This is a genomic window from Candidatus Hydrogenedentota bacterium (assembly GCA_035416745.1).
In the GTDB taxonomy this organism is placed as follows: Bacteria; Hydrogenedentota; Hydrogenedentia; order Hydrogenedentales; family SLHB01; genus UBA2224.
Genome location: DAOLNV010000084.1, coordinates 1 through 24,038 on the forward strand (window position 1 = coordinate 1; position 24,038 = coordinate 24,038).

Consider the following 24,038-nt stretch of genomic DNA (forward strand, 5'->3'; position numbering starts at 1 on the left):
ACCACGGCAAGGACATGGCGCCCCTGGGAGCGCCGAGCGCCAGCTCGGCATTCTTCTGTCGTCTGCCGCGCCCGCGCTCCGGAGGACGCGTGCCCCCACCGGTCGTTGGAGTGCAGGCTTCCCGCCCACCCGTGTGAGACCGACGCCCCCGCTCCTCCTCGTGTGGGATCGGCGCACCCGCCGGTCAGGTTCCCGTGCACGGTGTGCACGCGGCAAATATCCCCACCCGCTCTTGGGACATCCCCGCCTGGGGCATACCAGCCTTTACAGCGCCAACAGTGCGTAATACAACAGTCTTTACAGCGCCTTCGGCGCTGAAGAGGGGGAGGCTGTAACCTGAAGGTATGTTTCGCGCCGTTGGCGCTTCAGCTTGCGCCGGCCGCGTTGGCAGGGTCATCATGTCTCGATGTAAACCGTCGGTTATGACGATGGATACCTATGACCGGAGGTGTGCCGTGCTGTGTTTGGGACTGGTTGGCGCAGGGAATTTCGCCGCGAAACATTTTGCCGCGCTGCAAACGCTGCCGGAACGCGCCGAGGTTACCCTTATCGCACGCGGCCGGGTCGAAGAGCCATTCGCGCCAGCCCCCAAGGTCCCTGTTGTGAGGTTTGAAGCGCTGGCGGCGGATCCATCCATCGGCGCCATCGTCATTTCGTCGCCGAATTACCTGCACCGTCGTCATGCCGAGGCCGCGCTCGATACGGGCAAACATGTGTTCTGCGAGAAGCCGCTCGCGCTGTCCCTGGACGATGCCGACGCCCTAATGGAGGCCGCCCGCCGCACCGGGCGCGTCCTGATGGTGGGACATCTGACCCGTCACATGCCCCTCTATGCCGTGGCGGTGGAAATCGTGCAGTCCGGACGATTGGGAGACGTGCGCGCCCTTCACGCAACACGGTGGCAGACTCGCGACAAGGCCCTCGAATGGCGCATGCGGCCCGAGCAGGGCGGCGGCGCGCCCTTCGACCTTCTGCTCCACGACTACGACCTCGTGCAATGGCTCTGCGGCGCGCCTCACGGCGTTACGGCGATCGGGCAAAAGCACGCGCTGGGCGCATATGAGCGCGTTACGGCGTCGTTCGCGTGCCCAAACGAGGTACTGGCAACTGTCGACGGCGGGTTTGTATTGCCTTCGGGCGCGTCTATGACGTCGTCGCTGCGTATCGTTGGGAGCGAAGGCGAGCTCTACCTCGAAACGCCTGGGGAAGAGCCTATTCGCATCCGGATGCATGGCGGCGAGCCCGAGACCATTCCCATCGACCCCGAGCGGCTGGGTGTGGACGGTCTGCGCACCGAGTTCCTCGAGTTCTTCGACACCGTCGCCGGCCGCCCGTGGAACCGGTTGTTGCTCGAAGACGCGCGCAACGCAGTCGCAATGGCCTCTGCATCGCTCCAAGCCGCCCAGTGCGGCCGCGCGGTCACGATTGTGGAATAGGGGAAGGTGGGAATGACGACATACTACCGGGTCATCGACATCACGGAATACCCTCTGGGCACTATCTGGCGGAACGTCAACGGGCAGCTAGGCCTATTCCTGAATCTGGCGGTAAGGAGGCTTCTGAGGAGGCCATTTCCCCCAAGTGCGGGCGAGCGGCGGCCAGAGACGCCCCTCCTCGTTGAGAGGGCGGACTTCCCGGCCGAGGCGCTAGAGGCGATGGAACAGCGCGCGGCTGAGTGTCGTGAGCTCGGATTGGGGTTGGCCCTGTGCTCGAAGGGCGCCGGTTTCATCGGATTCAAGCGCACCTATGGCATGACTTATCTTGACCACAGCAAGACCACAGCAGTGGTTATCCTTTGGCTGCAGATGCGGATCCGGGCCCAGGAAATGGCTTCTCTCAAGGTGATCTGTTCATCCCACCTTGAGGACGGACGGATTTTGTCGACAGTGACCTGCGCGCCGGGTTGGCTGGGCAAGATATCCCTGCCGCATGTCCATGAAGAATCCGTTCCCACGAAAACGCCTCTGCGCGATATCCTCGCTGCCCATACGCGAAGACTCGAAGCTGCGGGGGTTCGTGCCATTGCAGAAGACAGAGCTATGATCATCGCCAAATGGCCTGAACGAGCGCAGGCAGGATTCGACCACTTGGTCGCCACCGGTTTCTACGTACCCATGAGTCAAAAGGAAGCGGATCGCCTCATCCGCGAAGGGTGGGAGTAGATATCATGTCCAGCTCGTGCACCGGTCCGCCGGAAGGTGACACGGCATCCACGGCGACGCGGCGCGAGATGACGCGGAAGCCCATTCTCTCGAATATGACCGCGTTGCCCGTCTCCTCGATGGTATAGAGCCCCAGCTCGGGATGCGTCTTGGAACACGCGTTGTCCGCGACCCACTGTATCAGAGCTCGTGCGATACCGCGGCGGCGGTGGTTCGGCCCGACCGCCAGGGCGAACAGGCGAACGAACTGTTCTTTAGGATAATACGACACCGCGCCCACGATGTGGCCCTCCATGACGGTGACGACGGTACGGGCAGTCCGGGAAGTGTTGCGGGGCGGCTCGGGCTTTGGGGTATAGATTGCGCGAAACGGCGCAAACGCCTCATCGAGAAATTTCCGGTGCGCTTCCGCCTCGTCTTCCCGCAACCATCTGATTTCGGGGACACAATACTCAATTGCGCGTTCTTCGGGCTTCATGGTGTCTTCTTTCAATGCGTTCAAGTTTGCAATTAAGTATTGTGTCCCCGAAATTCAAGCCTACGGTGTTCCTCCCTGGGCGAAGTGGAGGTACGCCAGCCCGTTCGGCACGGTGTTGGCCACCTCCTTCGCGGAGTGGTACTGGCTGACGTCGCCTTCGTACCAGGGGTCGCGGGCGGCCGTGGTGAAGCATGGCCCGGCGTACTGGTCCAACCACGTGCGGTCCAGCGTAACGGCGTACCCCAGCGCGAACACGTCGGCGGCGAGGAACATCCACGCGTTGATCTCGTTGTAGCGGGCGCCGGTGTCCGTGTAGTTCTCGCAGGTGCGCAGCCATGCGCGTTCCGTGCCGTCCCACCCCAGGTTGTCGCGCAGCGACTCGAGCAGGTGCGCCAGAGCCGTCTCGGCCTGCGGGTGCACCACGACGCCGGCGGCGCGCGCGGTCAGGACGTATTCCGCCATGCTGCGGGCCAGCAATGCCTCCTGCCAGCTGGCGCATGCACCCAGCGCGACCATGCCCCGGGCGCGCTCGCATTCGTACCAAGCCGCGGTGTCCCCGGCCGTCTCCAAGTACTCCGCGTCCCCCGTGAGCCGGTAGGCCCACACGAGGGCGCGCTGCGCGTTGGCCACGCCCCGCGACGGGGGATCCGCGATGCTCCACCCTTCGCCCGTGCCGCCGCCCCAGGCCAGTACGGAGCAGTCCGAGTCTCCGCTGTTACGCATGCGCCACATCAGGTTGTCGGCGAATTCGAGGGCCGCCTCGCGGGCCAGGTCGTCCCCGGTCAGGAGGGCCCAGGCCGCCAGGCCTGCCACGCCATAGGCCATGTCGACGGTGGGGTTGCAGCAGTTTCGATGGGGGTTGGAGATGCCGGTCTCGTCGTGGTAGCTGTGGCCGAACGCAGCGCCTTGCCACCATGTACGGGCCGCGGCATATCCCCGCACGGGCGTGTGGAGGATATCCACGTCCGCGAAATGCAGGTTGGCCGAGTGAGCCCATGTCCACCACCCCGGGCTGCCGGTACGAAGAGCCTGCAGGATGAATCCCAGGTTCATGTCGTACTTCAGGTTGTAGGGGCTCGTCGGAAACTCGAAATCCGTCGGGACGTCCCCGTAGTCCGTCCAGCCAATGAGATCCCACCGCCTTTGGGCATCCCACAGGCTGGTGGGGCACCCGTCGTCCGGCAGGTTGTGGACGCACTCCTCCCGCACGTAAAGGCTGTCGTCCAGCATCGCGTCGAGGTAGTCTTCGTATTCCTCGAACGTGCCAGCCACCCGGGGCCCAAGGTATCCGAGGGCTTCGCTGGCACGAAGGTAAGAGGCTGCCGGCGACGCGTAAACCGGCCACGGAGCCGCCGTGCCGGGATCAAGCCCGACAAAGGCTTCGTGGGTCTTCTGCTCGCCCACTCGCAGGACGTGGGTCCTCCCGTACTCGCCCGGGAACGGGGCGTACTCCAGCTGACCCGCGCGGGCCCGCAAGGCCTGCGGGAACCACTCGCGGAACCAGGGCACGTCCAGCCGCACACCGGCCCGCGCGAGCGTCCCCGCCGCCGCATCCCCCGTTTCCGTCTCGGCCCCGTTGACGGTGCGCACGTACCCGCGCCGCGAGACGCCCGACTGCATCCGCGGTGCGTGCCCCACGTAATAGTTCCAGGCGTCCGTGCCGTTCGAATCCTGATACAGCACTTCTTCGCCCGTGAAGTCCCCCGCCAGGTCCAACGCCCAGGTCACGTCTTCGAGGACTATCCGGTTCGGGCTGTTCAAACCGTTGACCACGGGCTGCGTTTCCTCGACGCCGCACTCCCCGTTGTCGGCTCCCGGCATCTCGGCGCCCATCACGGCCGGGCGATGGTTCACGAGCGTAAGGCGGACCCGGGCATAGGGCAATCCCGCGAAGAACTCGACCCGCGCCACGAGGTCGAGCCCGCCGACGGCCGCCGGGGCGATCAGGCGAAGAAACGCGCGCAGAGGGCCATCCTCCACCACCTCGACCGTTGCGGGTACCGCCGCCCCTTCCCAGGAAGCCCCGTCGATGCGGGGTATTCCCGAGCCATCGAGGACGGCCCCAAGGATCGCCGAATTGCCCAGAACCTCCCATTGGCCAGCCCCCGTGTTGACCAGATGCCGCGCCCCGTCCGCGGTGACCGTGACCGCCGATGGCGGCGCGGGCGGGGTGCCTTCTTCGAGGGCGTACGCCGCTCCCGGCGCCGCCTGGAAGTCCACGAGCAGCCAGCGCATGTTGCCTCCGCCTCCCAAGCGGACCGCCTCCCGGACCTGCGTCGGAACGGCGCCGGACGGACCCACCACCCGGAAATGCTCCGCCGCCGAGAAGCCGGCCGGTACGGGCACGCCCACCGTGACCGGCACCGGTCCCGCCGCGCCTTCGGGCAGGATGACGGTCAGGGGGGCCCGAAACTCGCCGCTCCCGCCCTCGGTCACCTGGAGGACCGCTGTCCCGGACCGGCCGCTATACGAACCGGTGGCGGTAACCGTGGCCGTCCCCGCGGAGACACCCCGCATTGTTCCCGGCCCCGTGACCTCCGCTACGCCGGGATTGCTGGAGGTCCACTGGAAGCCGGTGTCACGCGTGTCCGTAGAGGCCGCGGTGAACGTGACCGTTTCGCCAATCGCTGTCTGCGCGGAACCCGGGGTAACGGTTACCGTCGTGGGCCCCGGGCACCCCGCGCAACCGAGCGCGGCTATCACGCCAATCAAGCATGCACAACGCATGGCCATACCCTCCCTTTCGCGGCCTCGTCCCTGCCGTTGCCGGCACCCGCCGCACGTGCGCCCGGCGGGGCGGTTGAGGAAGGTCGAGCCGCATTATCGGGTTACCCAACAACAAGAGACAGATCCCCATGTTGCAGTGCTTGTACGTCTCGTCGCCGGTTCTTGCTGGCCCAATCGAAATACCATGGCCCGAATTCGTCAAAGGCGGGGTTGGCGGCCTCACGCTTGTCCCGGATAATAAAGAAGTGTTGCCCGCCCTCGGAACGAACCAGCCTTGTACCTGCGCAGCCCTCAGAAATTGCTCCCAACACAGGATATCAAATCTAACTAATTTCGGGGACACAATACTCAATTGCGCGTTCATCGGCCTTCGTGGGGTGTTTGTTCGATGTTTCCATGCCCGGAATTAAGTATTGTGTCCCCGAAATTTCCTGGTGAGGTAATAGGGGTCGAAGCGGAGGCGGTCGAGGGCGGTTTCGATCAGGCCCATAGCATCGATGACTCGGATTTCGGCGTTGCCGATGGTTCCTTTTCGCATGAGGCCTTTTTCGAGAAGGCCGGGTTCGAGCACGGGGAAATCGCGTTCGGGGCCGTCGTAACTGTGAAGCAGGCAGGGCGTCTCGATGCGCGCCCCGGTCTGGTCGATGCACCAGCCGTAGGCTACGCGCCGCTGGAGATGGTAGTCGACGTTTGCCAGCTCCTCGACCGTGTGGCAGGTGGTGCACCGGCTCAGGCCGCAGCCGATCATGACAATGCTCCCGCCAGCCGCCGCCAGACGGAAATAGGGCGACGTGACCCCGCAGGGAGTCGGGGAAAGGTAATGTCCCCGGGTAAGTTCCGCCGCGCGGCTTCCGATGGCCGCGCACGAGTGCGTGGGGTGGACGCTCCGCACCGCCTCGGAACGCTGCCGCGCGGTTTCGGGAATGCGGCCCACCCAGCAGGGGGCCGTGCGCAAATCGATATGCGGGGGGTTCTCGGGCGAGAGTTCGGGGCCTCCTGTGAGGGTGGGGACGAGAAGCGTTCCCTCGGGGCCAAGCGCGTCGAGAATTCCATCAATAACGGCGTCCGCACCGCCCTCAACGTGGCCGAAGCTGCTCAGGGAGCTGTGGACCAGAATGGCATCGCCAAGGTGGATGCCCAATTCCCGAAACCCCGCCGTGATGTCGGATCTCGTGACTCTATTGCCGGCCATGCGCGCTCCTTTTCTACGCCCGCCAGGTAAGCTCCAGCGGCATGCCGTTGTTCCGGGCCGACGCGGCGATGGCGTCCAGCAGGCAATCGGCGCGGTACCCGGTGTAGCGGTCCTGCGGACCCTGTTCGCCCAGCGCGATTTGTTTCTGAAAATGAGCCTCGGCGCGATGGAATGGGTTCTCGATGGGGAACGTGTACTCGGTCCACGCGTGGGTGCTCGTATCGTAGTGGCGCAGAATGGGCGCGTGGCGTTCGGGGGCGTTCCACATGGGCGTCTGGAACACGATGCGCCCGTTCGCGCCGTTGATTTCGAATCCTTCGTCCCACCCGTCGCGATTGGGTCCAATACGATCGAAGGGATGCCAGTTGGCCTCGAAATGCACGACGCCGCCCGCGGGCAGGTCCATCATGGCGTGGGCCACGAAATCCACGTCGCTGTCGCCGGGCCGCTCGAACAAGCGTCCCGTGACGCGCACGGGTTTCCCAACGAAGTGCAGCAAGAGGTCGCATACGTGGCTGCCGCCCGCAATCAACACGCCGCCGCCGGCCAGGCGGCGCATGGGCGACGAGCCGGAGGCGTCGCGCCGGTGAAACGCGGGGATTGGGCCGCTGTACACATTGGCGAGGGTGGGCTGATACGTCCGGCAATAAACGCTCGTGATATGGCCGAGACTCTCCGCCAGCTCCCGCGCCTTTTCCGCGGCGGAGAAGAAGCGTTTCATGTAGCTGGTATAGAAACACAGCCCCTTCTCGCGTGCGGTTTCCGCCAGCGAGAATGACTCGTCCGCGGACAAGGTGAGCGTCTTTTCGCACACGACGTGGCGCCCGCGCTCCAGCGCCGCGCGGCACATTTCATAGTGGCATGCAGAAGGCGTAAGGATCACGGCGGCATCGAGTCCCGGTTCGTCGAGCGCATCGCGCCAATCGTTCGCGTACCGCGCACGAAAACGCTGTACATACGGGGCCGCCCTCTCCGGGTCGAGGTCGGAGATGACGCGGACTTCGACATCGAGGTCCGTGAAGGCATCGAAATGGAATCGCGCAATGCCTCCCGCGCCAATAACGGCCAGCCGGTTTGCCATCGTGATGTCCCTTTCCATGCTATGCGCGCCGGTTCGGCGTGACGACTACCTTCAACGCGGACCCCTTGTTGTCGCGCAGGGTGGCCATGGCCTCGCCGATCTCGTCGAGACCGAACCGGTGCGAAATCAGTTCCTCGCCCGGGATAACGCCGGCCTGGAGGAGGCGCAACACCGCCGGGAAGTATATCGCGGGCGATGCGAAACTGGCCCGCAACTGCAGTTTCCGGAAATGGAAATCGTTTGCATCGAACGTGACCATGCTGTCGCCGGTGCCAATGCCGATATAGGTCATTTCGCCGCCGTACGCCAGCAGCGCCACACCCGGGGCGATACACTGTGTCGGCGCGGTCATGAGCACGTGGTCGAACGCTTCCCGCAGTTCGGCTACGTCGTCCAGCGGCGCGTCGACAGCCATGGGTTCCGCGCCGAGTTTTGCCGCCAGGGTAAGCCGCGCCTTTGAATGGGAATGCCCTACGCACACGACCCGCGCAGCGCCGCGGTGCACCGCCAGGGCGGCTCCGGCCAGGCCGATGGGGCCGGGTCCCACCACGCAGACGCGGTCGCCCATCTGGATGCCGGCGGTTTTCACCATATCGAAGGCCACGCCGGCGGGCTCGGCCAGCGAAGCAACCTCCGGCGACAGTCCCTCGTAAGGAACGGCCAGCACGGCTGGCGTCATCATGTATTCGCTGAATCCCATGGCGGGTTCGCCCCAGAAATGGGGGGCTTTGTTGCACAGGTTGACCCGTCCGTCGCGGCACAACTCGCATACGCCGCAATAGCCGGACGATTGCACCACAACCCGGTCGCCCGTACCCACATGAGTCACGTTGGGCCCGGCAGCGTCGACCGTTCCCGCCAGTTCATGGCCGAAAGGCGCCCAGGCCGTGGCAGTTTCCGCCGCGGCCGTCACGTCGGTGCCGCACACGCCGCATGCGTCAACCCGCAGACGGACCCACCCTTCCCGGGGCACGTCATCGATTGCCACCTCGCGTATCTCAGTTTCCCACGGCGCGCGCAAGTAAGCGGCTCTGGTCTTCATCGCGGCTCCTTTACCGGTTGTCTCCGCACGCCGCATTATTCTTCGGCGGCCCGAGTCAGTCAACCAAGACTGACGCAAACCCTGTGGCATGGCCAGTTTGGCGCGACCCATGCGAAGGGCATGCAGCTGGATGTCCACGAGCGGCAGGACTACGCGATACTCACTCGCCTTGTGGGACAAGGCAAGGTGCGCATGCTGTTCCCCGCTTATAGGACGGGGAACGTGGTTTGAACGCGTGCGCGAGACCGCCTTTTCAGCGCGAAAAAACCGCGCCGAAGACCCAAAAGCCTCCGGCGCGGAGTGTTTCATGGTGGGCGACACTGGGCTCGAACCAGTGACCTCCGCCGTGTGAAGACGGCGCTCTAACCACCTGAGCTAGTCGCCCTGCGCAAAGCCGGATCCTAGCATATGGCGGCGGAGAGCGTCAATGAACGGGTCCGCCTCGGGCTGTGGTATACTCGGCCTCCGGCCATGCAATATGGCCAGAATGATGACCACCGGGGAGCCGGAAATGACCGACAAACGCACGGATTATTTGAGTTGGGACGACTATTTCATGGGATTGGCGATCCTGTCGGCGCTACGGAGCAAGGACCCCAATTCGCAGGTGGGCGCGTGCATCGTCGACGAGAACAACAAGATCGTCGGCATCGGCTACAACGGGTTTCCCATCGGCTGCAGCGACGATGAGCTGCCTTGGTCTCGGGATGCCGAGCGCCCGCTCGATACCAAGTACCCGTACGTATGCCACGCCGAACTGAACGCTATTCTGAACACCAACATCGCGGACACGTCGGGGTGCCGGCTCTACGTGACGCTGTTTCCGTGCAACGAGTGCGCCAAACTGGTCATCCAGAGCGGCATCCGCCAGGTCATCTACCTTTCGGACAAGTACCGCGACACGGACAGCAATACGGCAGCGCGGCGCATGTTCGATATGGCCGGGGTGAAGTACCGCATGTTTCAGGCGCAGACGCCGCGCATCGTCATCGATTTCTCCGAACAGGCCGCGAAAGCCACGAAAGTGTGATGCGGGCGGGCGCCCCCAACCAGGAAAGACCTTCTCAGAGACCCTATGAGTTCCAATATTGAAATCACCGGCATGGCCCATGGCGGCTATGGCGTGGGCCGCATCGAAGGCCAGGTGTGCTTTGTCGAATATGCGCTGCCGGGCGACGTGGTGGCCGTGGATATCGTGCGCCGCAGCAAAGGCGTCCTGTGGGCGGCGATCACGGACATCGTGCAACCCTCGCCCCACCGGCTCGACACGCCGTGCCCCGTCTTTGGACTGTGCGGCGGGTGCCAATGGCTATCGTTCGAATACCCGGCCCAGGCCGAATGGAAATGCCAGATCGTCCGTGACTGTTTTCAGCGCATCGGCCGGCTGGCGGTGGACCCCGAGTGGGCCGACGAGCCGAGCCTGTATCTCGGCTACCGTACGCGGGCCGAGTTCCACGAAGCACACGGAGCGGTGGGGTTCTACGGGCGCGCCTCACACCAGATTGTGGACATCGCGTCGTGCCCGTTGTGCCACGAAAAGCTCAACGCCGCCCTCGAGCGGGTCCGCGAAGCACGGCCCGGGCAGTCCGTTGACGTCACCGTGAACCCTGAAGGCGAGGACGTGCTGGTATGGACCCGCCATCCCTGTCAATCGCTTGAGGACCTGTTTCCTCAGTACGATTCGGGGCGCGACGACGACGGGCGGCACGGCTTCATGTTCGACGGTGTGCCGATCGTAAACGGGGCATTTTCACAGTCCAGCCTGTTGCTCAACCGGCTGTTGGCCGGAGTCGTGCACTCTCTTATTGGGCAACCCTCGAGCCTGCTCGACCTCTATTGCGGCAGTGGCAACCTGTCATTAATGCTTGCTTACGAAGGCGTCGAAGTGCTGGGCATCGACCGGGACCGTCCGGCCGTCGTCAGCGCGAACGCCGTCGGGCCCGGAACCTATGAAGCCGGCGGCGAAGACGACTTTGTACATGCCATAGACCGGCGCGAATGGGGCGTAATCCTGCTCGACCCGCCGCGGTCGGGCGCGAAAGCCATCGCTTCACGCCTGGCCCAGGCCGGTGCGGAAGCCATTGTGTACGTATCGTGCGACGCGGCGACCCTGGCCCGCGACGCGGCGGTTCTGTGCAAGGCCGGCTGGCGCATCGCGCGCACGGTGGTCGTCGATATGTTTCCAAACACGTGGCACGTCGAGACCGTGTGCCGGTTCGAGCGGTAGGCGAGCACAGGGAAACGAGGGACAGGGCCATTTAGAGAACCTTGGAAGGACACTCTGCGCCCATGAACAAGGCGACCTGTTTTCAGGCCTTGACAGCCTTTGACATCGCGCAACATGGGCAACCAAGAGGATATTCGGCCGTGAGATTCTCTCCGCTATGGATTCTCCCTCTCCTCGCCCCTCCGGCCTTAGCTCAGGAGAATCTGTATCCCGCACCAAGATTCGAGGAATCGGGTGTAGTTGCCGCCGCCCATTCGGGCCAGCGGGCCGGACACCTGCGCGTAAATGCCGAACAACACTGGGCCGCGTCTGCTAGTACAATACGGGTCATGGATGCCGAAACGGACCATGGGGTTATGATGGCGTCGCTGGCGCGCAACTCGCGGGTACCCGTCCACCGCAAGCTGGATGTCGTGCCCGCGCACGACATCTCGCTTAAGAACCCGGCCGATCCGAAGAATCACGAGGCATGGCCGCCCGGCATATTCCACGGCAGCCTCGACACGCCTGCAACCCTCGGGTCGCCGCTGCTGTTCTGTTGTGCGGTGTACGCAGCCAGCGGATACGACGGGAGGCGTGTTCCGTGAGCAAGAATTTCCAGAAATACTACGAGGCTAACCCAGACATGGTGAGTTCGCCGTTCGGGGGTATCGACGGCGTTCATCGAGAGATGATGCTCAAGGTGTTCGAGCTTCTCGGGGTCAACCTCGAGGGCCGCCGTGTGCTCGATGTGGGTTGCGGCCGCGGTTTCACCGGCGACGTGGTAGCCGAGTGCGGGGGCGATTATTTCGGCGCGGACCTCGTGGCCAGCCGCGGAGGGCTCCGCATGGTTCTCGCGGACGGCGTGGCGCTGCCGTTTCCCGGCGCAACCTTTGACGCGGTGTTCTGCATCGACGTCTTCGAACATATCCCCGACTCGATAGCCGCCGCGCGCGAGTTCAACCGGCTGCTGCGTCCGGGGGGATTCGTGTTTCTTTCGGCGCCCAACTACGGCAACGTGGCGGGGCTGGTCAAGAAGGCATGCGAGACTCTCGGCCGCTATGAGAAAGACACCTGGGCGCCCTTCGGCGGGTGGAAACCCCAGGAACTCGAGCAGTTCATCACGGGACGTCACATCCGGCGGGTGTTTCGGCAAGGGGGTTTCAGCCGCCTGCGCGTACTCGCTCATCCCTTCGAAGTGGACGGAGGATTGTTCCCCTGGATCATGCATCCGTCGATGCCCGAGGCGGTCGGGTTCCGCCTGCAGCGCCTGTTTGCTATCATTGGACCGGTGGTGGCGCATGTCTGGCCCGGCGCAAGCCTCCACCTGTTCTGGAAAATCGACCGGGGCGACGGGTAGGCGAGGGACGCCGGCGGGGAAAGTCGTCACGAGATGGGCTCGAAACGCCTCATAGAGAGATTCAGACTCTGGCACGGTTCGCGGGAGACCGTCATCCACCTGTTCCTCGCCGCGAAGGAGGCGTTTCCCGGCGCCGTGGTTGCCGGGAACCCCACACGGTCCGGTTGCCCGCACGAGGAGAAACGCGCGGCTCGCAAAGTCCCCGAACCGCGTCTCAGGGGAGACAACGCATGAAACTGGCGCTGCTCAAAGGCAACCGTTTCAATCCCTGGCATCTGCAGGGATTCGGCCTGTTGCCGGACGGCGTCGAGGTGACCGCCTTCCGCGCCGAGCCCGAGAATCAGCACTATTTCGCCGAGCGCGACGATGCCGGGCCGAAGTTCCAAGTCGAGCGCATCTATTTCGACACCCAGAAGGGCGGCCCCTTGCGCCGGTTTGTCAACGTGTTTTCGCAACGTTACGCCAACCGCGCGCCCCGCATCCTCCCGTTTCGCGACCGCCTGGAAGGCTTCGACCTCATCCAGTCGTGGGAACTGTTCACGGACTGGACCGCCCAAGCCCTGGAGGCCCGGGCCCGATGGGGCACTCCTCTGGCCGTCATGGTATGGGACAGCATTCCCCTCATTATGGAGCGCAACCCCGAGCGGCGGGCGATGAAGACCCGTGCGGCCGAGAAAGCCGACCGCTTCATTGTCTATACCGATCGCTCGCGCCGCATGCTCCGTCTCGAGGGCGTACCGGAAGAGAAGATCCGCCGCATCAACCCCGGAGTGGACACCGGCCGCTTTTGCCCGGGACCCGCAAACCGCTCGGCTCTCGGTCTCGATGATGGCGAGTTTGTGGTCTTGTTCGTGGGCTGGCTCCTGCCGCGCAAAGGCATTGATTTCTTGCTTCTGGCGCTCCGCGAGCTGCTCAACGATCCTGACCTGCGCGACAGGCGTCTCCGGCTGCTCGTCGTAGGCTGGGGACCCGGCCGTGAACGCGTCGAAGGTCTGATCGACCGGCTCGCACTGAAAAACGCGTGCACATTCGCGGGCGCCCTTCCCTACAGCCGCATGCCTGACGTGTACCGCGCCGCGGACGTGTTCGTGTTGTCCAGCACCGCTACCCCGGAATGGGAAGAGGAGTTCGGCATGTCGCTCATCGAGGCGATGGCTTCGGGCACCCCCGTGGTCTCGACCCTGAGCGGGGCCATCCCCGAAATCGCGGATTATGCGGCGGCATTATGCCAGCCCAACGACTTCGTCTCGCTGTACGAAGCCCTGAAGAACATGATGCTCCACCCCGACAGCCGGAAAGAACTCGGGAAAGCCGGCCGGAAACGCGCATCGCGCACCTTCGATCTGCGGGAACACGCGGCACAGCTGGCGCGGATATACGACGAATTGGTCCAGGGATGAGCCAGCCCACCGATTTGTACCGGGATGCGTACGGCGGGAGCGTGTCACGCCGGATAAAGCCCGCGGGCCTCCGCGTGCGGTGGCATGCTCGAGCCTTGTTCGGCAAGCCGCGGCGCATCTTGGTGGGTCTCCGTTTGCGGCTGGGCGACGAGATTATGGCGCTGCCCATCTATGGGGCGCTCAAACGGGCATACCCCGACTGCCAGCTCGCGGTGTGGTGCGATTTCCCCGACGTGCTTCTCGACCACCCCCATGTGGACGCCGTAAACCCCCGGGAATTCGAGTTCGACCGGTTCATCAACCTTCGGGGCGCGCCACGAGACCGGTACCGCATTTCCTATTACGCGAATCAGGCTGGCGTGCCGCTGCCCAGGAGCCGCCCGCTCCTTTTCTATCTCGACTGGTCCACCCCGCTCCTGCACCCGGTGCTCGCAGCCAGGAAACCGCTTGTCGCGCTGTGTCCGGGAACCTCATGGCGGGCTAAACGCTGGAGCCTGGAGTTCTGGCGGGAATTGGGGCGACTGTTCGTCGGCGCAGGCTATTCGATTGTGGAATTAGGGATCGCGGAGGACCCGCTCATCGATGCCGGCGTCTCGTTGCGGGGCCTGACCACGGTGCGCGAGGCCGCCTGCATCCTTCACGCGGCCAAGCTCGCTATCACCGTGGATTCGGGGCTTATGCATCTCGCCCTGGCGGCCGATGCTCCGACGATCGCCCTGTTCGGGCCCACAGCTCCCGGCATGCTGGTGCGCGGCGAACCCCGCTTGACCTCCCTCACCAATGGCCGCCCTTGCGAGCCCTGCTGGAACCGGTTCCGCATGCCCGACAAAGGAATATGCCCCCTGGACATCCCCGAGTGTCCGGGCACGATTCGCCCGGAAACGGTGTTCGCGCGCGCGAAACGGGTACTGGATGGCGGCGATTGACGGGCCGCACGATCTGCTTCTCAAACCGCATGGGGAGACGGGGCCGCAGCTGTGCCCGGGCACTTTGGCCCTCAGGTAGGGTGTGCCGCGTCTGGTCTCGCCATTTGGGACCGTCTGGGGTATCATCAAGCACGATGAATACGGTCTGCTGGCTCAACCGCAAGCAGGAGGGGGAGGTGTACGGGAACGTTCTGGCGGGCCGGAGTCCCGCCGCCAACTTGGGGAACGCCGCCGCGCCACGGCGGAATCGCAATTCGCGCTGAAGCCGGCGGCCCCGCGAACGGTGGAATTGCTGGAGTCGCTGTTGTGACCCGAATCTGTTATGTGATCCCGTCGTTAAATGCCGGCGGCACGGAACGACAGCTTGTGGCACTCATGCGCGAGCTGGTGCGCGACCACGAGGTGACCGTGGTCTGCACCGGTTGCGCGGGTCCGCTCGGAGGCGATGCCCGCCGGCTCGGCGCCTACGTGCGCGAACTGCGTCTGCGCGGCGAATGGGATTTCCGGATGCGCGCGCATTTGCGGCGCGTCTTTCGGTCTCACCGGCCCGACGTTCTCCACACGTTTCTCTCCGGGTTCGATTACCAGGCCAACCGCGCGGCGCGCGACACGGGCGTGCCGGCGGTCATTTCCAGCCGCGGTGAGCTTGCGACCTGGAAAAGGCGCCGTCATATATGGCTACAGCGGAAAGGCAACGCCCTCGCCGACTGCGTCGTGGCCAACAGCCGGGCCGTCGCCGAATATGCCATTCAACAGGAGGCCGCCGATGCCGCCTTGTTTCGCGTCATTCACAATGGGGTCGCAATCGAGTCATTCAAGACCCACGCCAACCTCGAACAGGTACGGGCGCGGTACGGGATTCCCCCAAGAAGACGCGTGGTCGGCATGGTCGCCAACTTCCACCCCGTCAAGGACTATCCCCTCTTCGTAAAGATCGCCCGGACGCTGCTCAAACAGCGCGATGACGTGCATTTCCTGGCGGTGGGCTCGGGACCCATGGTCAATCCCGTCTGGCGCAACATCAGACGGGCCGGGCACGAGAACCGCTTCACCCGTGTGGCCATCCTGAACGAGATGGCGGATGTTTACAGCATTATCGATGTGTGCGTGCTGTGTTCCAAGGCCGAAGGAGTTCCCAACGCCGTAATGGAAGCCATGGCCGCCCGGCGCCCCGTCGTCGCCGCGAACGTCGGCGGCATTCCGGAGATCATCGAGGACGGCAAGACCGGCCGCCTGCTCGATGGGCGCGACCCCGGGCCATTTGCCGAGGCCATCAATGCGCTGCTGGACGACGAGCACGAGGCGCAGCGCATGGGCGCGGCGGGGCAGGAATACGTGCGGGACCATTTCAGCGTCGAGCGTATGGCCGATGCCTATCGTAACCTCTATGCCGAATTGCTCGCCCGCACGGCTCGAAACGCAACATGATTCCTGCGTGACCCCTTCGGTTCGATTCCCCTCGGCGTGCGCCATCGGGCGGGTAAGGAGACCCGCTGCCGCGGTTCACTCAAGCGCACCTCGTTGAAAGACGTGTACCGCGCCGCCGAACCGGGTTACGGGCAGGATTTCATAATTCCGGTTGCAGCGCATCCGTGTTGAAGGAGACCGAATCCGCGAGAACCGTATCGCTGAGGCGGTAGACCGGAACCTGGCGCACGCGGTGGAGATCCAGGTCGTGGAGCTCGACCAGGTCGCGTATTGGCGCGGCTGATCTGGGGGGAAGCGCCTCGAGTTCGAGGAACATGCGATCGAACCGGTGCTCGAACACGGCCACGGGCTCGGCGCCGGGCGTGAGACAGGTGGACTCCTCCGGGTACTGTCCGTTTCGCAGTTCCTGCCAGTCGGTCACGAAACAATGGTGTGGCGCCTCCCATGGCTGGTCCATTCCCTCGCAGGCAAGGTACCAGGATACGGGTCCCCTCCATGAACTCGAGACCGTGGTTTCGCCCTGGGCGCGCAGCCAGTCGAGCACCTCGGGATACGCCGACCGGCTCTGAAACACCCGCACGCAGTTGCTCAACGACGAGCCCGCGGCAATGATCAGCGCTCCCGCAATAGCCCAGCGGGGCCATTTCCTGGGCGTATGGCCGCCCCGCCACATGGCCACAACACCCATCGCGATGATCGTCAACAGGAAAGGCCAGCCGAACCCGTATGTGCGCCCTGCCAGGATGGTTTCCGTCGAGGAGAGCAAAAAGGGCGCCAGAAACGCCGAGCCGAGGTATATCGCGGGCAACAGAATGCCGGGGCTTCTCCGGAGCGCGGCGCTCGAACGCAGCCGTGCTCCGATGTACACCATGCCCGCGACAAGGAGGCCAACGAGAATAAACAAGGTCACCCAGCCTTCGCACAGGCCGATGAAATACGGAAACAGGACGAGCCCTGTGGGGCTTTTGAACAGGCTGATCAAATACGGGTGCGGGACCGGCTTCGTGAGATACAAGGCGCGGGGCATGAAGAAACCGAGCCGTCCGGCGAGCGCCTCAATGAACGTAGCGCGGGGGTACAGCAAATCCACGCTTCGAAACATCAGAAGCGTGGGATAACTCGCGATTTCGAGCGCGAGAACGGGCAGGAGTATCCCGCATGCGATGAGGATGCTTCCCCTAAGCGTCTGCCCGGCCCTGCTCCGCCACGTCCGCTGCCGCATGCAGATCAACGCGTGCGCAACGAACAACGCGGGCAGGAGGCAGACGGCCTGCCACGAGGAAAGCGCCGCTAAACCCGCGAGAATCCCTGACCACAGCAGCCGTCCCTGTCTTCTGCGCGCCAGCCAGGGTTTTCGCCACGCGCGCCGGCCCCACCGGGTATGCACGTGGAACGCCAACAGCCACCAGAACAGCGGCATGGTCTGGCAGTAGGTGTTGCGTGAGTAATACACGTGAAAACACGAAACCGCCAGCATGGCCGACGCCAGCAGCGCCACCCGCCGCGACGTGAGCTGTTTCGCATAGGCATAGAGCGCCGCCACGCACCCCACGCCGAAGAACGCCTCGATCAGGTTGCCCACCCACGGCGTGAATCCCCACGCGAACATGGCCAGCGCACCCAGGCTGCTCATCATGAACTTCGGGAAAACAGGCTGGTACTGGCTGAGACGCGCGTGCGCTTGCGAGAGGTATTCATACAGCACAAACTCGGGGCCCCCGTGCATCTCGCGCCATTTTCCCGCAAAGAGGCCGCCGATGACCCGCATTTCCTCGTACTTCGCGCGCGCGTCCATCAGCGTTCGCCAGTCGTCGGAGCCGTAGACGCCCGTAGACTCGATGTCGTAAAAGCGCAGGAACGTCGCGACGCCCAGAATCACGGCGAAGATCAACCAGCTTCGGCGCATAGCTCCCCTCTCTCCTTCCCCTCCGGATTGTAGCACCGGCGCAAAACCCTCTCAATAGACTGATGCCGGGACCGGCATGGCCGTCGTCGTTGCCTATTGGCATTTCCGCTTACGCGGCCTTCACGAAAGGCACCAGGCCTGGCAAGGACGCGGCCGTCGCGAACATGCACAAGGGCATCGCCGCGCTGAGCAACAAACTCCAGAATCCCGAGCCGGCTCGTGAAGAAGAATCCGATGCTCCTGTCGCGAAGAGTCCTCGCCGACAACCGTGACCCTGCGGACACAATGTGCGGCTTGACCAGGCAGGCTGTGTTCGCGCGCGCGTGTTTCCGCTCGAGCGCCCTCTTGAAACCGCCGGCCGGTCTTGGCAAGAATGCCCCGCACGGATCAGGTGATTTCGAAACGGGGATGATTCATGACACATCGCGAACGCTTTCTCGAGACGCTGTTGTTCGGCGCGCCGGATCGCATCCCCTTCGCGCCGGGCGCGGGCCGCGAGTCCACGCGACGGGCATGGCGCCAGCAGGGCTGCCCTTCCGACAGCGAGTATATGGACGTGATCTACGATCAGCTCAACGGCGAGCGCGCCAGGCGCGGTCTCGGCCCGGCCCCCTTCAAACCCGAACAGCCCGACATGGACACCGGCGTGTCGTTTCGCATGATCCCCACCTTCGAAGAGAAGGTCCTGGAACACAGGAACGGCCATTATGTTGTGCAGGACTGGATGGGCGCCATCACTGAAATCTCCGACGAATACGACTACTCCTACATCCGCAACCCCGTTGACTTCGTGACGCGCAAATGGCACAAGTTCCCGGTCGAGACACGCGACGACTGGGAGGAAATGAAACCGCGCTTCGATCCCAAGCACCCGGAACGGTATCCGGCGGACTTCGACGAGCGGTGCGCCGCGTTGCGCCAGCGCGATTATCCGTTGACCGTAAACTTGAACGGCCCGTTCTGGCAATTGCGCGAATTCTGCGGCTTCGAAAGGTTGTGCACGATGATGCTGACCGACCCGGGGTTCGTGCACGAGATGGCGCGGTTCTGGGCGGCGTTCTGCGTGGCGGCATTGAAACGGCTTCTCGAACGCGTGACGCCCGATAGCCTCCACTTCTCCGAGGACATGGCGTTCAAGGAGCACCCGATGATCTCGCCCGAAATGACCCGCGAATTCTGCGCGCCCTGCTACCGGGACATTATCGACGAAGCGAAGGGCGCGGGCGTGCCGGTTATCGCTCTGGATTCCGACGGACGGGTCGATCTGCTCATTCCCGTATGGCTCGAGTGCGGGATCAACTGCGTGGACCCGATGGAGGTGGCCGCCGGTAACGACATTGTTGCACTGCGCGCGCGGTATGGGAAACGCCTCGCGTTTTGCGGCGGCATCGATAAACGCGCCATGGCCGCCGGCGGCGGCACGCTGAAAGCCGAGCTGGCCCGCATACAGCCGGTAATCGAAAGCGGCGGCTACATTCCCGGTTGCGATCACGGCGTGCCGCCCGACGTGCCGTGGGCCAATTACACGGCGTATTGCCTCGACCTGGCCGAGATGACCGGCTGGCTGCGATAGACTACGCGCCTTTCCCCCAGCACCGGTCAAGCCACGCCCGGGTCTGACCACTGAGATGGGCCAGGCGGTCGGCCGTGTCGGCCTCGCCCCCGGCGCATGCCAGCATCAGCCGTCCTTCTTCCGCGCAGAGCGCGTCGTGGTGCGGAAACAGTTCCCGCATGCAGTACAGCGCATACTTCACGAGCCGGAACGGGCCGTAGGCGCGCGCGGTCTCCCCGGGAAGGGCCTCGACGGCAACGGAATATCCCGTCTTGATGGCCTGGATGATATCGCCCAGCTCGAGAGACGGCGCGAACACGATGGTGTAGTACCATCCGAAGAGTTCGCCTCGTTCGCACCCGTGGGCGTCGCTCACGCCGACAATGGGAATGGTGCGGCCGCGGGCCCGCTCCTGGTGGTACCGCGCCACCTGGAGCGTATTCGAATCTATCTCGAAACGATGGAATCCGCCGATGAGTTCGAAGGCGTCGTAGGGCTGTGTCTCGAACAAGTACGACGTCAACGCGCCCGAAGGCGTGTAGCGGTGCTGCGTGAACCAGTAGGGGTGGCAGAAGATGCCCAACCCGCCCGCGGCACGGATCTGGTCAAAACACCAGACGCACGAGGCGTACTGGTAGGAATCCACCCCCGCCGGAAGGGGGCTCGCGGAGGCCTCAATGCGCGCGACTTCTTCACGATACGTCTGTTCGTCGCGTTGAAACAGGTCGGTTATGCTGTATGACCCGCCGAAATTGATCATATGCACCGGATTGTCCGGCGGATGCACCTCCTCGCCGGGAAAGATTTTCAGGTCGTGGGGCACGTAGGCAAAGGCGCGCTGGGCTTCCAGAGAGGGAGTATAGAGGCTGTGGTCCGTCACGGCCATGAAGTCGAGTCCCATGCGGCGGCAGGCGCCAGCTACATAGGCAGGCGACTCGCGGCCGTCCGAACGGTAGCTGTGGATGTGCAGGTCGCCTTTGTACGGACGGCGGGCGTACAGATCGTCCTCGAGCGAATATACGCGGAACTCGGCGGCCTCCTTTGGCTGTTCCTCGGTAGCATCTTCAATGACGATGACATGTTCCTGCTCCCCTTCGAAAAAGCACGTGAGCCGGATAACGCCTTCTTCGGGTACGACGGGAATCCGAATCCCGGGCGTCCATCCGTTGCGTTGGGCGAATTCTTCCGTGGGATAGCAGGCCGCGCGGTATGTCCGGTCTGGAGCGAAGCGCGAGTGGCCGAACAACGGCCGAATCGCAAGGGTGGTCTCGCGATTGGCCGGGACGACGCGGGCGGATACAGCGTAATAGCGGTCAGAAAGGCTCACGGAACTCTCCTTCGTGCAGCGCAACAGGTCGTGGCCGGCGACGTAAACCTTTGCGCCCCCCAAAACGTTGTTCATAACCGGGCACTCGTTCCATAATACCCGGGAGGCGGTCTGTCCGAAAAACGCCCGCAAACGAACGGAATGATCTGAGAACCATGGTCTTGAGGCTACAGAGGCAGTGGGGACCGGTCTCCACCGGCGCGCTGCTGGTCTGCATCCTGGCTGCCGCGGGATGCGGAGGGCCCAAGGAGCCGCCGATTCCTCCCGGCATGGTCCGTGTCGGCGACAAGCCATTGGAAATCAATACTCCGCCCCTCGTCGTGAAGGCCCGCATCAGCTCCCCGTTTCCTGAAGAGGAAGAACAGACCGTGGCCGATGAGCTCGACGCGGCGCTGCGCGACATGGGCCTCGATTTGGGCGCCGAAGCGCCGGAGGAGGAGCCCCGCCCGGCCGTGATCGAGCCTGTCCCGGAAGTGCTTGGCGGCCCCGAAACCGCCCCCACTAAACTGGAAAAGCCCAAGGAGACGCCGGCCGAGAGTGCCAAGCCCCCCGCGGACACTGCCAAGGAAGTGGCGGCCCTTCGGACCGACGTGGCCCGTATGCAGGCCATGCTGGACCTCGTACTCGAAGAATTCGTCATCCAGCTGAAGAACGAAAACAACCGTTTACGCGAAGAGGCGGAAACCCTCCGGCACGAGCTCGAGTCCGGGAATTCCCAAAACCGCCCCGTGCTCATGGGAAGCCCCCAGTCTCCGGGTCCGACGCTGCCGCCCGCCCCAGAAGCCGATACAACGCCCCCCGTTGACTATGAGGAGGTGGCGGAACCGGTGGGCGCCGGGCCCATCCGTTACGCCGTGATTCGAGAATGGGGCCGCAACGCCAGCGAGGCCGCCCGCATGAACAATGCCTCCACCCTCAAAGGTTTGATTTGCGCGGTCCCGCCCGATGCTACGGACACCCAGTTGGCCGAGCTGGGCCGTTGGTTCCGCGGCGAATATGAGGAGTACGAGAACATCAATATCGACGTTTTCGATGATGTTGCCGCTGCCCGGAGTTTCGCCGACACCAATCGCATGGAAGGCCACCATCGCGTCCTCAACATCTCGAAACATCCCTCAACGAACCTGGACGTGATCGCGCTGATCCGCAAAGACGGGACAACCGTGATCCCCCGGGAAGAAACGCCGTAGGTCAGGTCTCTTCCAGGACGTACACGGCGGGCAGCTCGCGGAATTTCTCTTCGTAGTCCAGCCCGTAGCCGACCACGAACCGGTCGTCGATCGTGAATCCGACGTATTTGGCATCAACAGCGATATTGCGGCGGGCCGGCTTGTCCAGAAGGGTGCACAACTCGAGCGAGTCCGGTTTTGCGTCGCGGAACCGGTCGAGCAGGAAATGGGTCGTATACCCCGTGTCGAGGATATCCTCGATGATGAGGACATGTTTTCCCGCCAGGCTTTCCTCTGGAAACACGGTAACGCGTACGCGGCGGCTTGAGCGCGTGCCCTGGTAGCTTCGGGCGCGCACAAACTCGATGCTGGCGGGAATCGTGAGTTTGCGCGACAGGTCTGCCGCGAACATCAGCGCGCCTTTCAGCACGACGGCCAAGACAAGGTTGCGGTTGGCGTAATCTCTCGAGATCTCGGCCGCGAGTTCCTTGATGCGGTTCTGAAGGACGCTCTCGGATATGAGCGGTTCGCTACTGTGTCGCATCGTGAACCTGGACCTCCACAAAGCGGCGGGTGGCTGGCGTCACGGCGGCGCTCTGGCTCACCGCGTACCCGACCACCCACACAATGTCCCCATCAGCCATAAGGAGAGGTTGCCGCGCCCGTTGCCTTTCTGTCAAACCAAGCCCGATGAAATAATCCTTCAGTTTCCTCGTACCGCCCAGTCCCAACGGCGTGAACCGGTCGCCCGGACGCCGGAACCGCACGGCCAACTCCGTTCCAAGAGCGTCCCCGTCAAACACCTGGCGGCTGGGCGTGCAGTACGCTGCAAGCGGCCCGGAGGGAGGTTCGCAGAGCTCGCGTACGCCGTAGCGCCGCCCGAACGCGACCGTGTCGCCCGGGATCGTCAAACGAACCACGGAATCGTCGGTCCGGACCTGCTCGTCGAGGAGTTCGGTCACCTCGCGTCCGTTTCGCAATAGGACGCCCTCGCCCAGATCGCAGGCCTTCCCCGTGGGACCCTCGACAATATGCCGCCGGACCGCCTCGATACGCTCGAAAGGACACTCGATGCCGAATTCCCAGCCCAGCAGTGCGACAACACGGCGTTGCAGGGCGGGATGCATCGAGCCAAACACCTGCCGGTCGATGGCATCGCCGGTTGGGCGGCACCGGGTAGCCATGTCGCCGGCCAACCCGTCCAGGAAATCGCCCTCGTCCCGCTGAATTTCAGCCACGCGCAGCAGCGCTTCCCGTACCCGGGGATTGTATTCGCGGGCGAGTAGGGGGAGCAACTCGTGGCGGACGCGGTTGCGCGGGTGGCGGGTGTCGGTGTTGGTCCGGTCGACGCGGTACGGGAGTCGCCGGGCCTCGAGAAACGCTACGATCTCCTCCCGGAAACAGTCGATCAGGGGCCGAACGATGCGTACGCCGCCGCTTTGCCGGAGTGGAGGGATGCCGCCCAGCCCTCCGGGGGAGGTGCCGCGCAGCAGACGCATGAGGACGGTCTCGGCCTGGTCATCGGCATGGTGGCCCGTGGCGAGCACCTTGCAGCCCCTGACGGCGGCCGTCCGCATCAGGAAATCGTACCGCACCTGGCGCGCGACCTCTTCAAAAGAATCCGCCGACTGGCCGGCTTCGTGAGCGATATCCCGGCGCTCTTCATGACAGGGAACACCGTGTCTGGCGGCCATATCTCGAACAAAATCAGCATCTTGCGCGCTTTCGCCCTCGCGGGTGCCGTGGTCGAGATGCGCCATCTCAAAAGGGATGCCCAGTTCGTGAAACACGTGGACCAGGCACATGGAATCGGGTCCGCCGGATACCGCCAGAAGGCACAACGTGCTGCCGTCAAGCATATGGTAACGCTGGAGGGTATCGCGAACGCGCTCGAGTAGTTCTGCGGCCTTATCGCTCACGGGCGGTCTCCCCGCGGCAAAAAAGAATTGGTGGCGGTGCACGGAATCGAACCGCGGACCTTGGGATTATGATTCCCCTGCTCTAACCAGCTGAGCTACACCGCCACACGGCTATCGATTATAGCAAATGACGGTCCGGCAAGTCCAGCAGGCGGGGCGTCTG

Annotated in this window: 20 protein-coding genes and 2 tRNA genes; 11 read left to right on the forward strand and 11 right to left on the reverse strand. The window is 64.0% G+C overall.

The window, feature by feature from the left end:
• Nucleotides 1–398 precede the first annotated feature (398 nt).
• Nucleotides 399–1,436, forward strand: coding sequence for a Gfo/Idh/MocA family oxidoreductase (locus PLJ71_18815; GenBank protein HQM50745.1), 1,038 nt, complete (start codon nt 399–401; stop codon nt 1,434–1,436).
• A gap of 12 nt (nt 1,437–1,448) precedes the next feature.
• A complete protein-coding gene (locus PLJ71_18820; GenBank protein HQM50746.1) occupies nt 1,449–2,162 on the forward strand; it encodes a hypothetical protein in 714 nt (237 codons plus the stop codon).
• Here the strand turns inward: PLJ71_18820 and PLJ71_18825 are convergent.
• The 6 genes from PLJ71_18825 to PLJ71_18850 all read right to left on the reverse strand — a co-directional run bounded on the left by PLJ71_18825 (nt 2,140) and on the right by PLJ71_18850 (nt 9,067).
• A complete protein-coding gene (locus PLJ71_18825; protein HQM50747.1) occupies nt 2,140–2,640 on the reverse strand; it encodes a GNAT family N-acetyltransferase in 501 nt (166 codons plus the stop codon). The two genes, PLJ71_18820 and PLJ71_18825, sit on opposite strands and share 23 nt — an antisense overlap.
• A 60-nt stretch (nt 2,641–2,700) precedes the next feature.
• Nucleotides 2,701–5,367 carry an Ig-like domain-containing protein gene (locus PLJ71_18830; GenBank protein ID HQM50748.1) on the reverse strand — a complete coding sequence of 889 codons (2,667 nt, stop codon included), beginning with the start codon at nt 5,365–5,367 and terminating at the stop codon, nt 2,701–2,703.
• 406 nt (nt 5,368–5,773) lie between these two features.
• Nucleotides 5,774–6,559 (reverse strand): AAC(3) family N-acetyltransferase, encoded by a 786-nt coding sequence (locus PLJ71_18835; GenBank protein HQM50749.1) that lies wholly within the window; start codon nt 6,557–6,559, stop codon nt 5,774–5,776.
• Nucleotides 6,560–6,572: 13 nt separating this feature from the next.
• A complete protein-coding gene (locus tag PLJ71_18840; GenBank protein ID HQM50750.1) occupies nt 6,573–7,640 on the reverse strand; it encodes a Gfo/Idh/MocA family oxidoreductase in 1,068 nt (355 codons plus the stop codon).
• 19 nt (nt 7,641–7,659) lie between these two features.
• Nucleotides 7,660–8,682, reverse strand: coding sequence for an alcohol dehydrogenase catalytic domain-containing protein (locus PLJ71_18845; protein ID HQM50751.1), 1,023 nt, complete (start codon nt 8,680–8,682; stop codon nt 7,660–7,662).
• Between the two features lie 308 nt (nt 8,683–8,990).
• Nucleotides 8,991–9,067: transfer RNA gene (locus PLJ71_18850), tRNA-Val, on the reverse strand.
• Nucleotides 9,068–9,193: 126 nt separating this feature from the next.
• Between PLJ71_18850 and PLJ71_18855 the strand changes: the two genes are divergently transcribed.
• The 7 genes from PLJ71_18855 (at nt 9,194) to PLJ71_18885 (ending at nt 16,002) form a co-directional block, all read left to right on the forward strand.
• On the forward strand, nt 9,194–9,712 hold the full coding sequence (locus PLJ71_18855) for a dCMP deaminase family protein (GenBank protein ID HQM50752.1): 519 nt from the start codon (nt 9,194–9,196) through the stop codon (nt 9,710–9,712).
• 45 nt (nt 9,713–9,757) lie between these two features.
• Nucleotides 9,758–10,909: a TRAM domain-containing protein gene (locus PLJ71_18860; GenBank protein ID HQM50753.1), complete on the forward strand. Its 1,152-nt coding sequence runs from the start codon at nt 9,758–9,760 to the stop codon at nt 10,907–10,909.
• A gap of 140 nt (nt 10,910–11,049) precedes the next feature.
• Nucleotides 11,050–11,496, forward strand: coding sequence for a hypothetical protein (locus PLJ71_18865; GenBank protein ID HQM50754.1), 447 nt, complete (start codon nt 11,050–11,052; stop codon nt 11,494–11,496).
• Nucleotides 11,493–12,248, forward strand: a complete 756-nt coding sequence (locus PLJ71_18870; GenBank protein HQM50755.1) for a class I SAM-dependent methyltransferase — start codon at nt 11,493–11,495, stop codon at nt 12,246–12,248. Before PLJ71_18865 ends, PLJ71_18870 begins: the two co-directional genes overlap by 4 nt.
• Nucleotides 12,249–12,478: 230 nt before the next feature.
• Complete coding sequence (locus PLJ71_18875) at nt 12,479–13,648, forward strand: glycosyltransferase (protein ID HQM50756.1); 1,170 nt, start codon at nt 12,479–12,481, stop codon at nt 13,646–13,648.
• Nucleotides 13,645–14,574: a glycosyltransferase family 9 protein gene (locus tag PLJ71_18880; GenBank protein HQM50757.1), complete on the forward strand. Its 930-nt coding sequence runs from the start codon at nt 13,645–13,647 to the stop codon at nt 14,572–14,574. The genes PLJ71_18875 and PLJ71_18880 overlap by 4 nt, the downstream gene beginning before the upstream one ends.
• Nucleotides 14,575–14,880: 306 nt before the next feature.
• Complete coding sequence (locus tag PLJ71_18885; GenBank protein HQM50758.1) at nt 14,881–16,002, forward strand: glycosyltransferase; 1,122 nt, start codon at nt 14,881–14,883, stop codon at nt 16,000–16,002.
• 139 nt (nt 16,003–16,141) lie between these two features.
• On the opposite strand, the gene PLJ71_18890 is transcribed toward PLJ71_18885, so the two are convergent.
• Entirely contained in the window at nt 16,142–17,908 is a 1,767-nt protein-coding gene (locus PLJ71_18890) for a glycosyltransferase family 39 protein (GenBank protein HQM50759.1), read from the reverse strand.
• 415 nt (nt 17,909–18,323) lie between these two features.
• Between PLJ71_18890 and PLJ71_18895 the strand changes: the two genes are divergently transcribed.
• Nucleotides 18,324–19,481, forward strand: coding sequence for a uroporphyrinogen decarboxylase family protein (locus PLJ71_18895; GenBank protein ID HQM50760.1), 1,158 nt, complete (start codon nt 18,324–18,326; stop codon nt 19,479–19,481).
• A 1-nt stretch (nt 19,482) separates the two neighbouring features.
• Here PLJ71_18895 and PLJ71_18900 read toward each other — a convergent pair whose 3' ends face one another.
• A complete protein-coding gene (locus PLJ71_18900; protein HQM50761.1) occupies nt 19,483–20,862 on the reverse strand; it encodes a hypothetical protein in 1,380 nt (459 codons plus the stop codon).
• A gap of 80 nt (nt 20,863–20,942) precedes the next feature.
• On the opposite strand from PLJ71_18900, the gene PLJ71_18905 reads away from it, so the two are divergent.
• Nucleotides 20,943–21,977: a hypothetical protein gene (locus PLJ71_18905; protein ID HQM50762.1), complete on the forward strand. Its 1,035-nt coding sequence runs from the start codon at nt 20,943–20,945 to the stop codon at nt 21,975–21,977.
• A gap of 1 nt (nt 21,978) precedes the next feature.
• Here the strand turns inward: PLJ71_18905 and hpt are convergent, their stop codons facing one another.
• The 3 genes from hpt to PLJ71_18920 form a co-directional block, all read right to left on the reverse strand.
• Nucleotides 21,979–22,500, reverse strand: a complete 522-nt coding sequence (gene hpt, locus PLJ71_18910) for a hypoxanthine phosphoribosyltransferase (protein HQM50763.1) — start codon at nt 22,498–22,500, stop codon at nt 21,979–21,981.
• Nucleotides 22,487–23,875, reverse strand: a complete 1,389-nt coding sequence (gene tilS / locus PLJ71_18915) for a tRNA lysidine(34) synthetase TilS (protein ID HQM50764.1) — start codon at nt 23,873–23,875, stop codon at nt 22,487–22,489. Before tilS ends, hpt begins: the two co-directional genes overlap by 14 nt.
• Before the next feature lie 28 nt (nt 23,876–23,903).
• Nucleotides 23,904–23,980: transfer RNA gene (locus PLJ71_18920), tRNA-Met, on the reverse strand.
• Nucleotides 23,981–24,038: the final 58 nt, after the last annotated feature.

Coding starts and splice junctions, on each gene's coding strand:
- PLJ71_18860 (HQM50753.1), top strand. CDS start 9,758: ATGAGTTCCAATATTGAAATCACCGGCATGGCCCATGGCGGCTATGGC.
- PLJ71_18845 (HQM50751.1), bottom strand. CDS start 8,682: ATGAAGACCAGAGCCGCTTACTTGCGCGCGCCGTGGGAAACTGAGATA.
- PLJ71_18825 (HQM50747.1), bottom strand. CDS start 2,640: ATGAAGCCCGAAGAACGCGCAATTGAGTATTGTGTCCCCGAAATCAGA.
- PLJ71_18840 (HQM50750.1), bottom strand. CDS start 7,640: ATGGCAAACCGGCTGGCCGTTATTGGCGCGGGAGGCATTGCGCGATTC.
- PLJ71_18830 (HQM50748.1), bottom strand. CDS start 5,367: ATGCGTTGTGCATGCTTGATTGGCGTGATAGCCGCGCTCGGTTGCGCG.
- PLJ71_18835 (HQM50749.1), bottom strand. CDS start 6,559: ATGGCCGGCAATAGAGTCACGAGATCCGACATCACGGCGGGGTTTCGG.
- PLJ71_18875 (HQM50756.1), top strand. CDS start 12,479: ATGAAACTGGCGCTGCTCAAAGGCAACCGTTTCAATCCCTGGCATCTG.
- hpt (HQM50763.1), bottom strand. CDS start 22,500: ATGCGACACAGTAGCGAACCGCTCATATCCGAGAGCGTCCTTCAGAAC.
- PLJ71_18820 (HQM50746.1), top strand. CDS start 1,449: ATGACGACATACTACCGGGTCATCGACATCACGGAATACCCTCTGGGC.
- PLJ71_18880 (HQM50757.1), top strand. CDS start 13,645: ATGAGCCAGCCCACCGATTTGTACCGGGATGCGTACGGCGGGAGCGTG.
- PLJ71_18855 (HQM50752.1), top strand. CDS start 9,194: ATGACCGACAAACGCACGGATTATTTGAGTTGGGACGACTATTTCATG.
- PLJ71_18895 (HQM50760.1), top strand. CDS start 18,324: ATGACACATCGCGAACGCTTTCTCGAGACGCTGTTGTTCGGCGCGCCG.
- PLJ71_18815 (HQM50745.1), top strand. CDS start 399: ATGTCTCGATGTAAACCGTCGGTTATGACGATGGATACCTATGACCGG.
- PLJ71_18900 (HQM50761.1), bottom strand. CDS start 20,862: ATGAACAACGTTTTGGGGGGCGCAAAGGTTTACGTCGCCGGCCACGAC.
- PLJ71_18890 (HQM50759.1), bottom strand. CDS start 17,908: ATGCGCCGAAGCTGGTTGATCTTCGCCGTGATTCTGGGCGTCGCGACG.
- PLJ71_18905 (HQM50762.1), top strand. CDS start 20,943: ATGGTCTTGAGGCTACAGAGGCAGTGGGGACCGGTCTCCACCGGCGCG.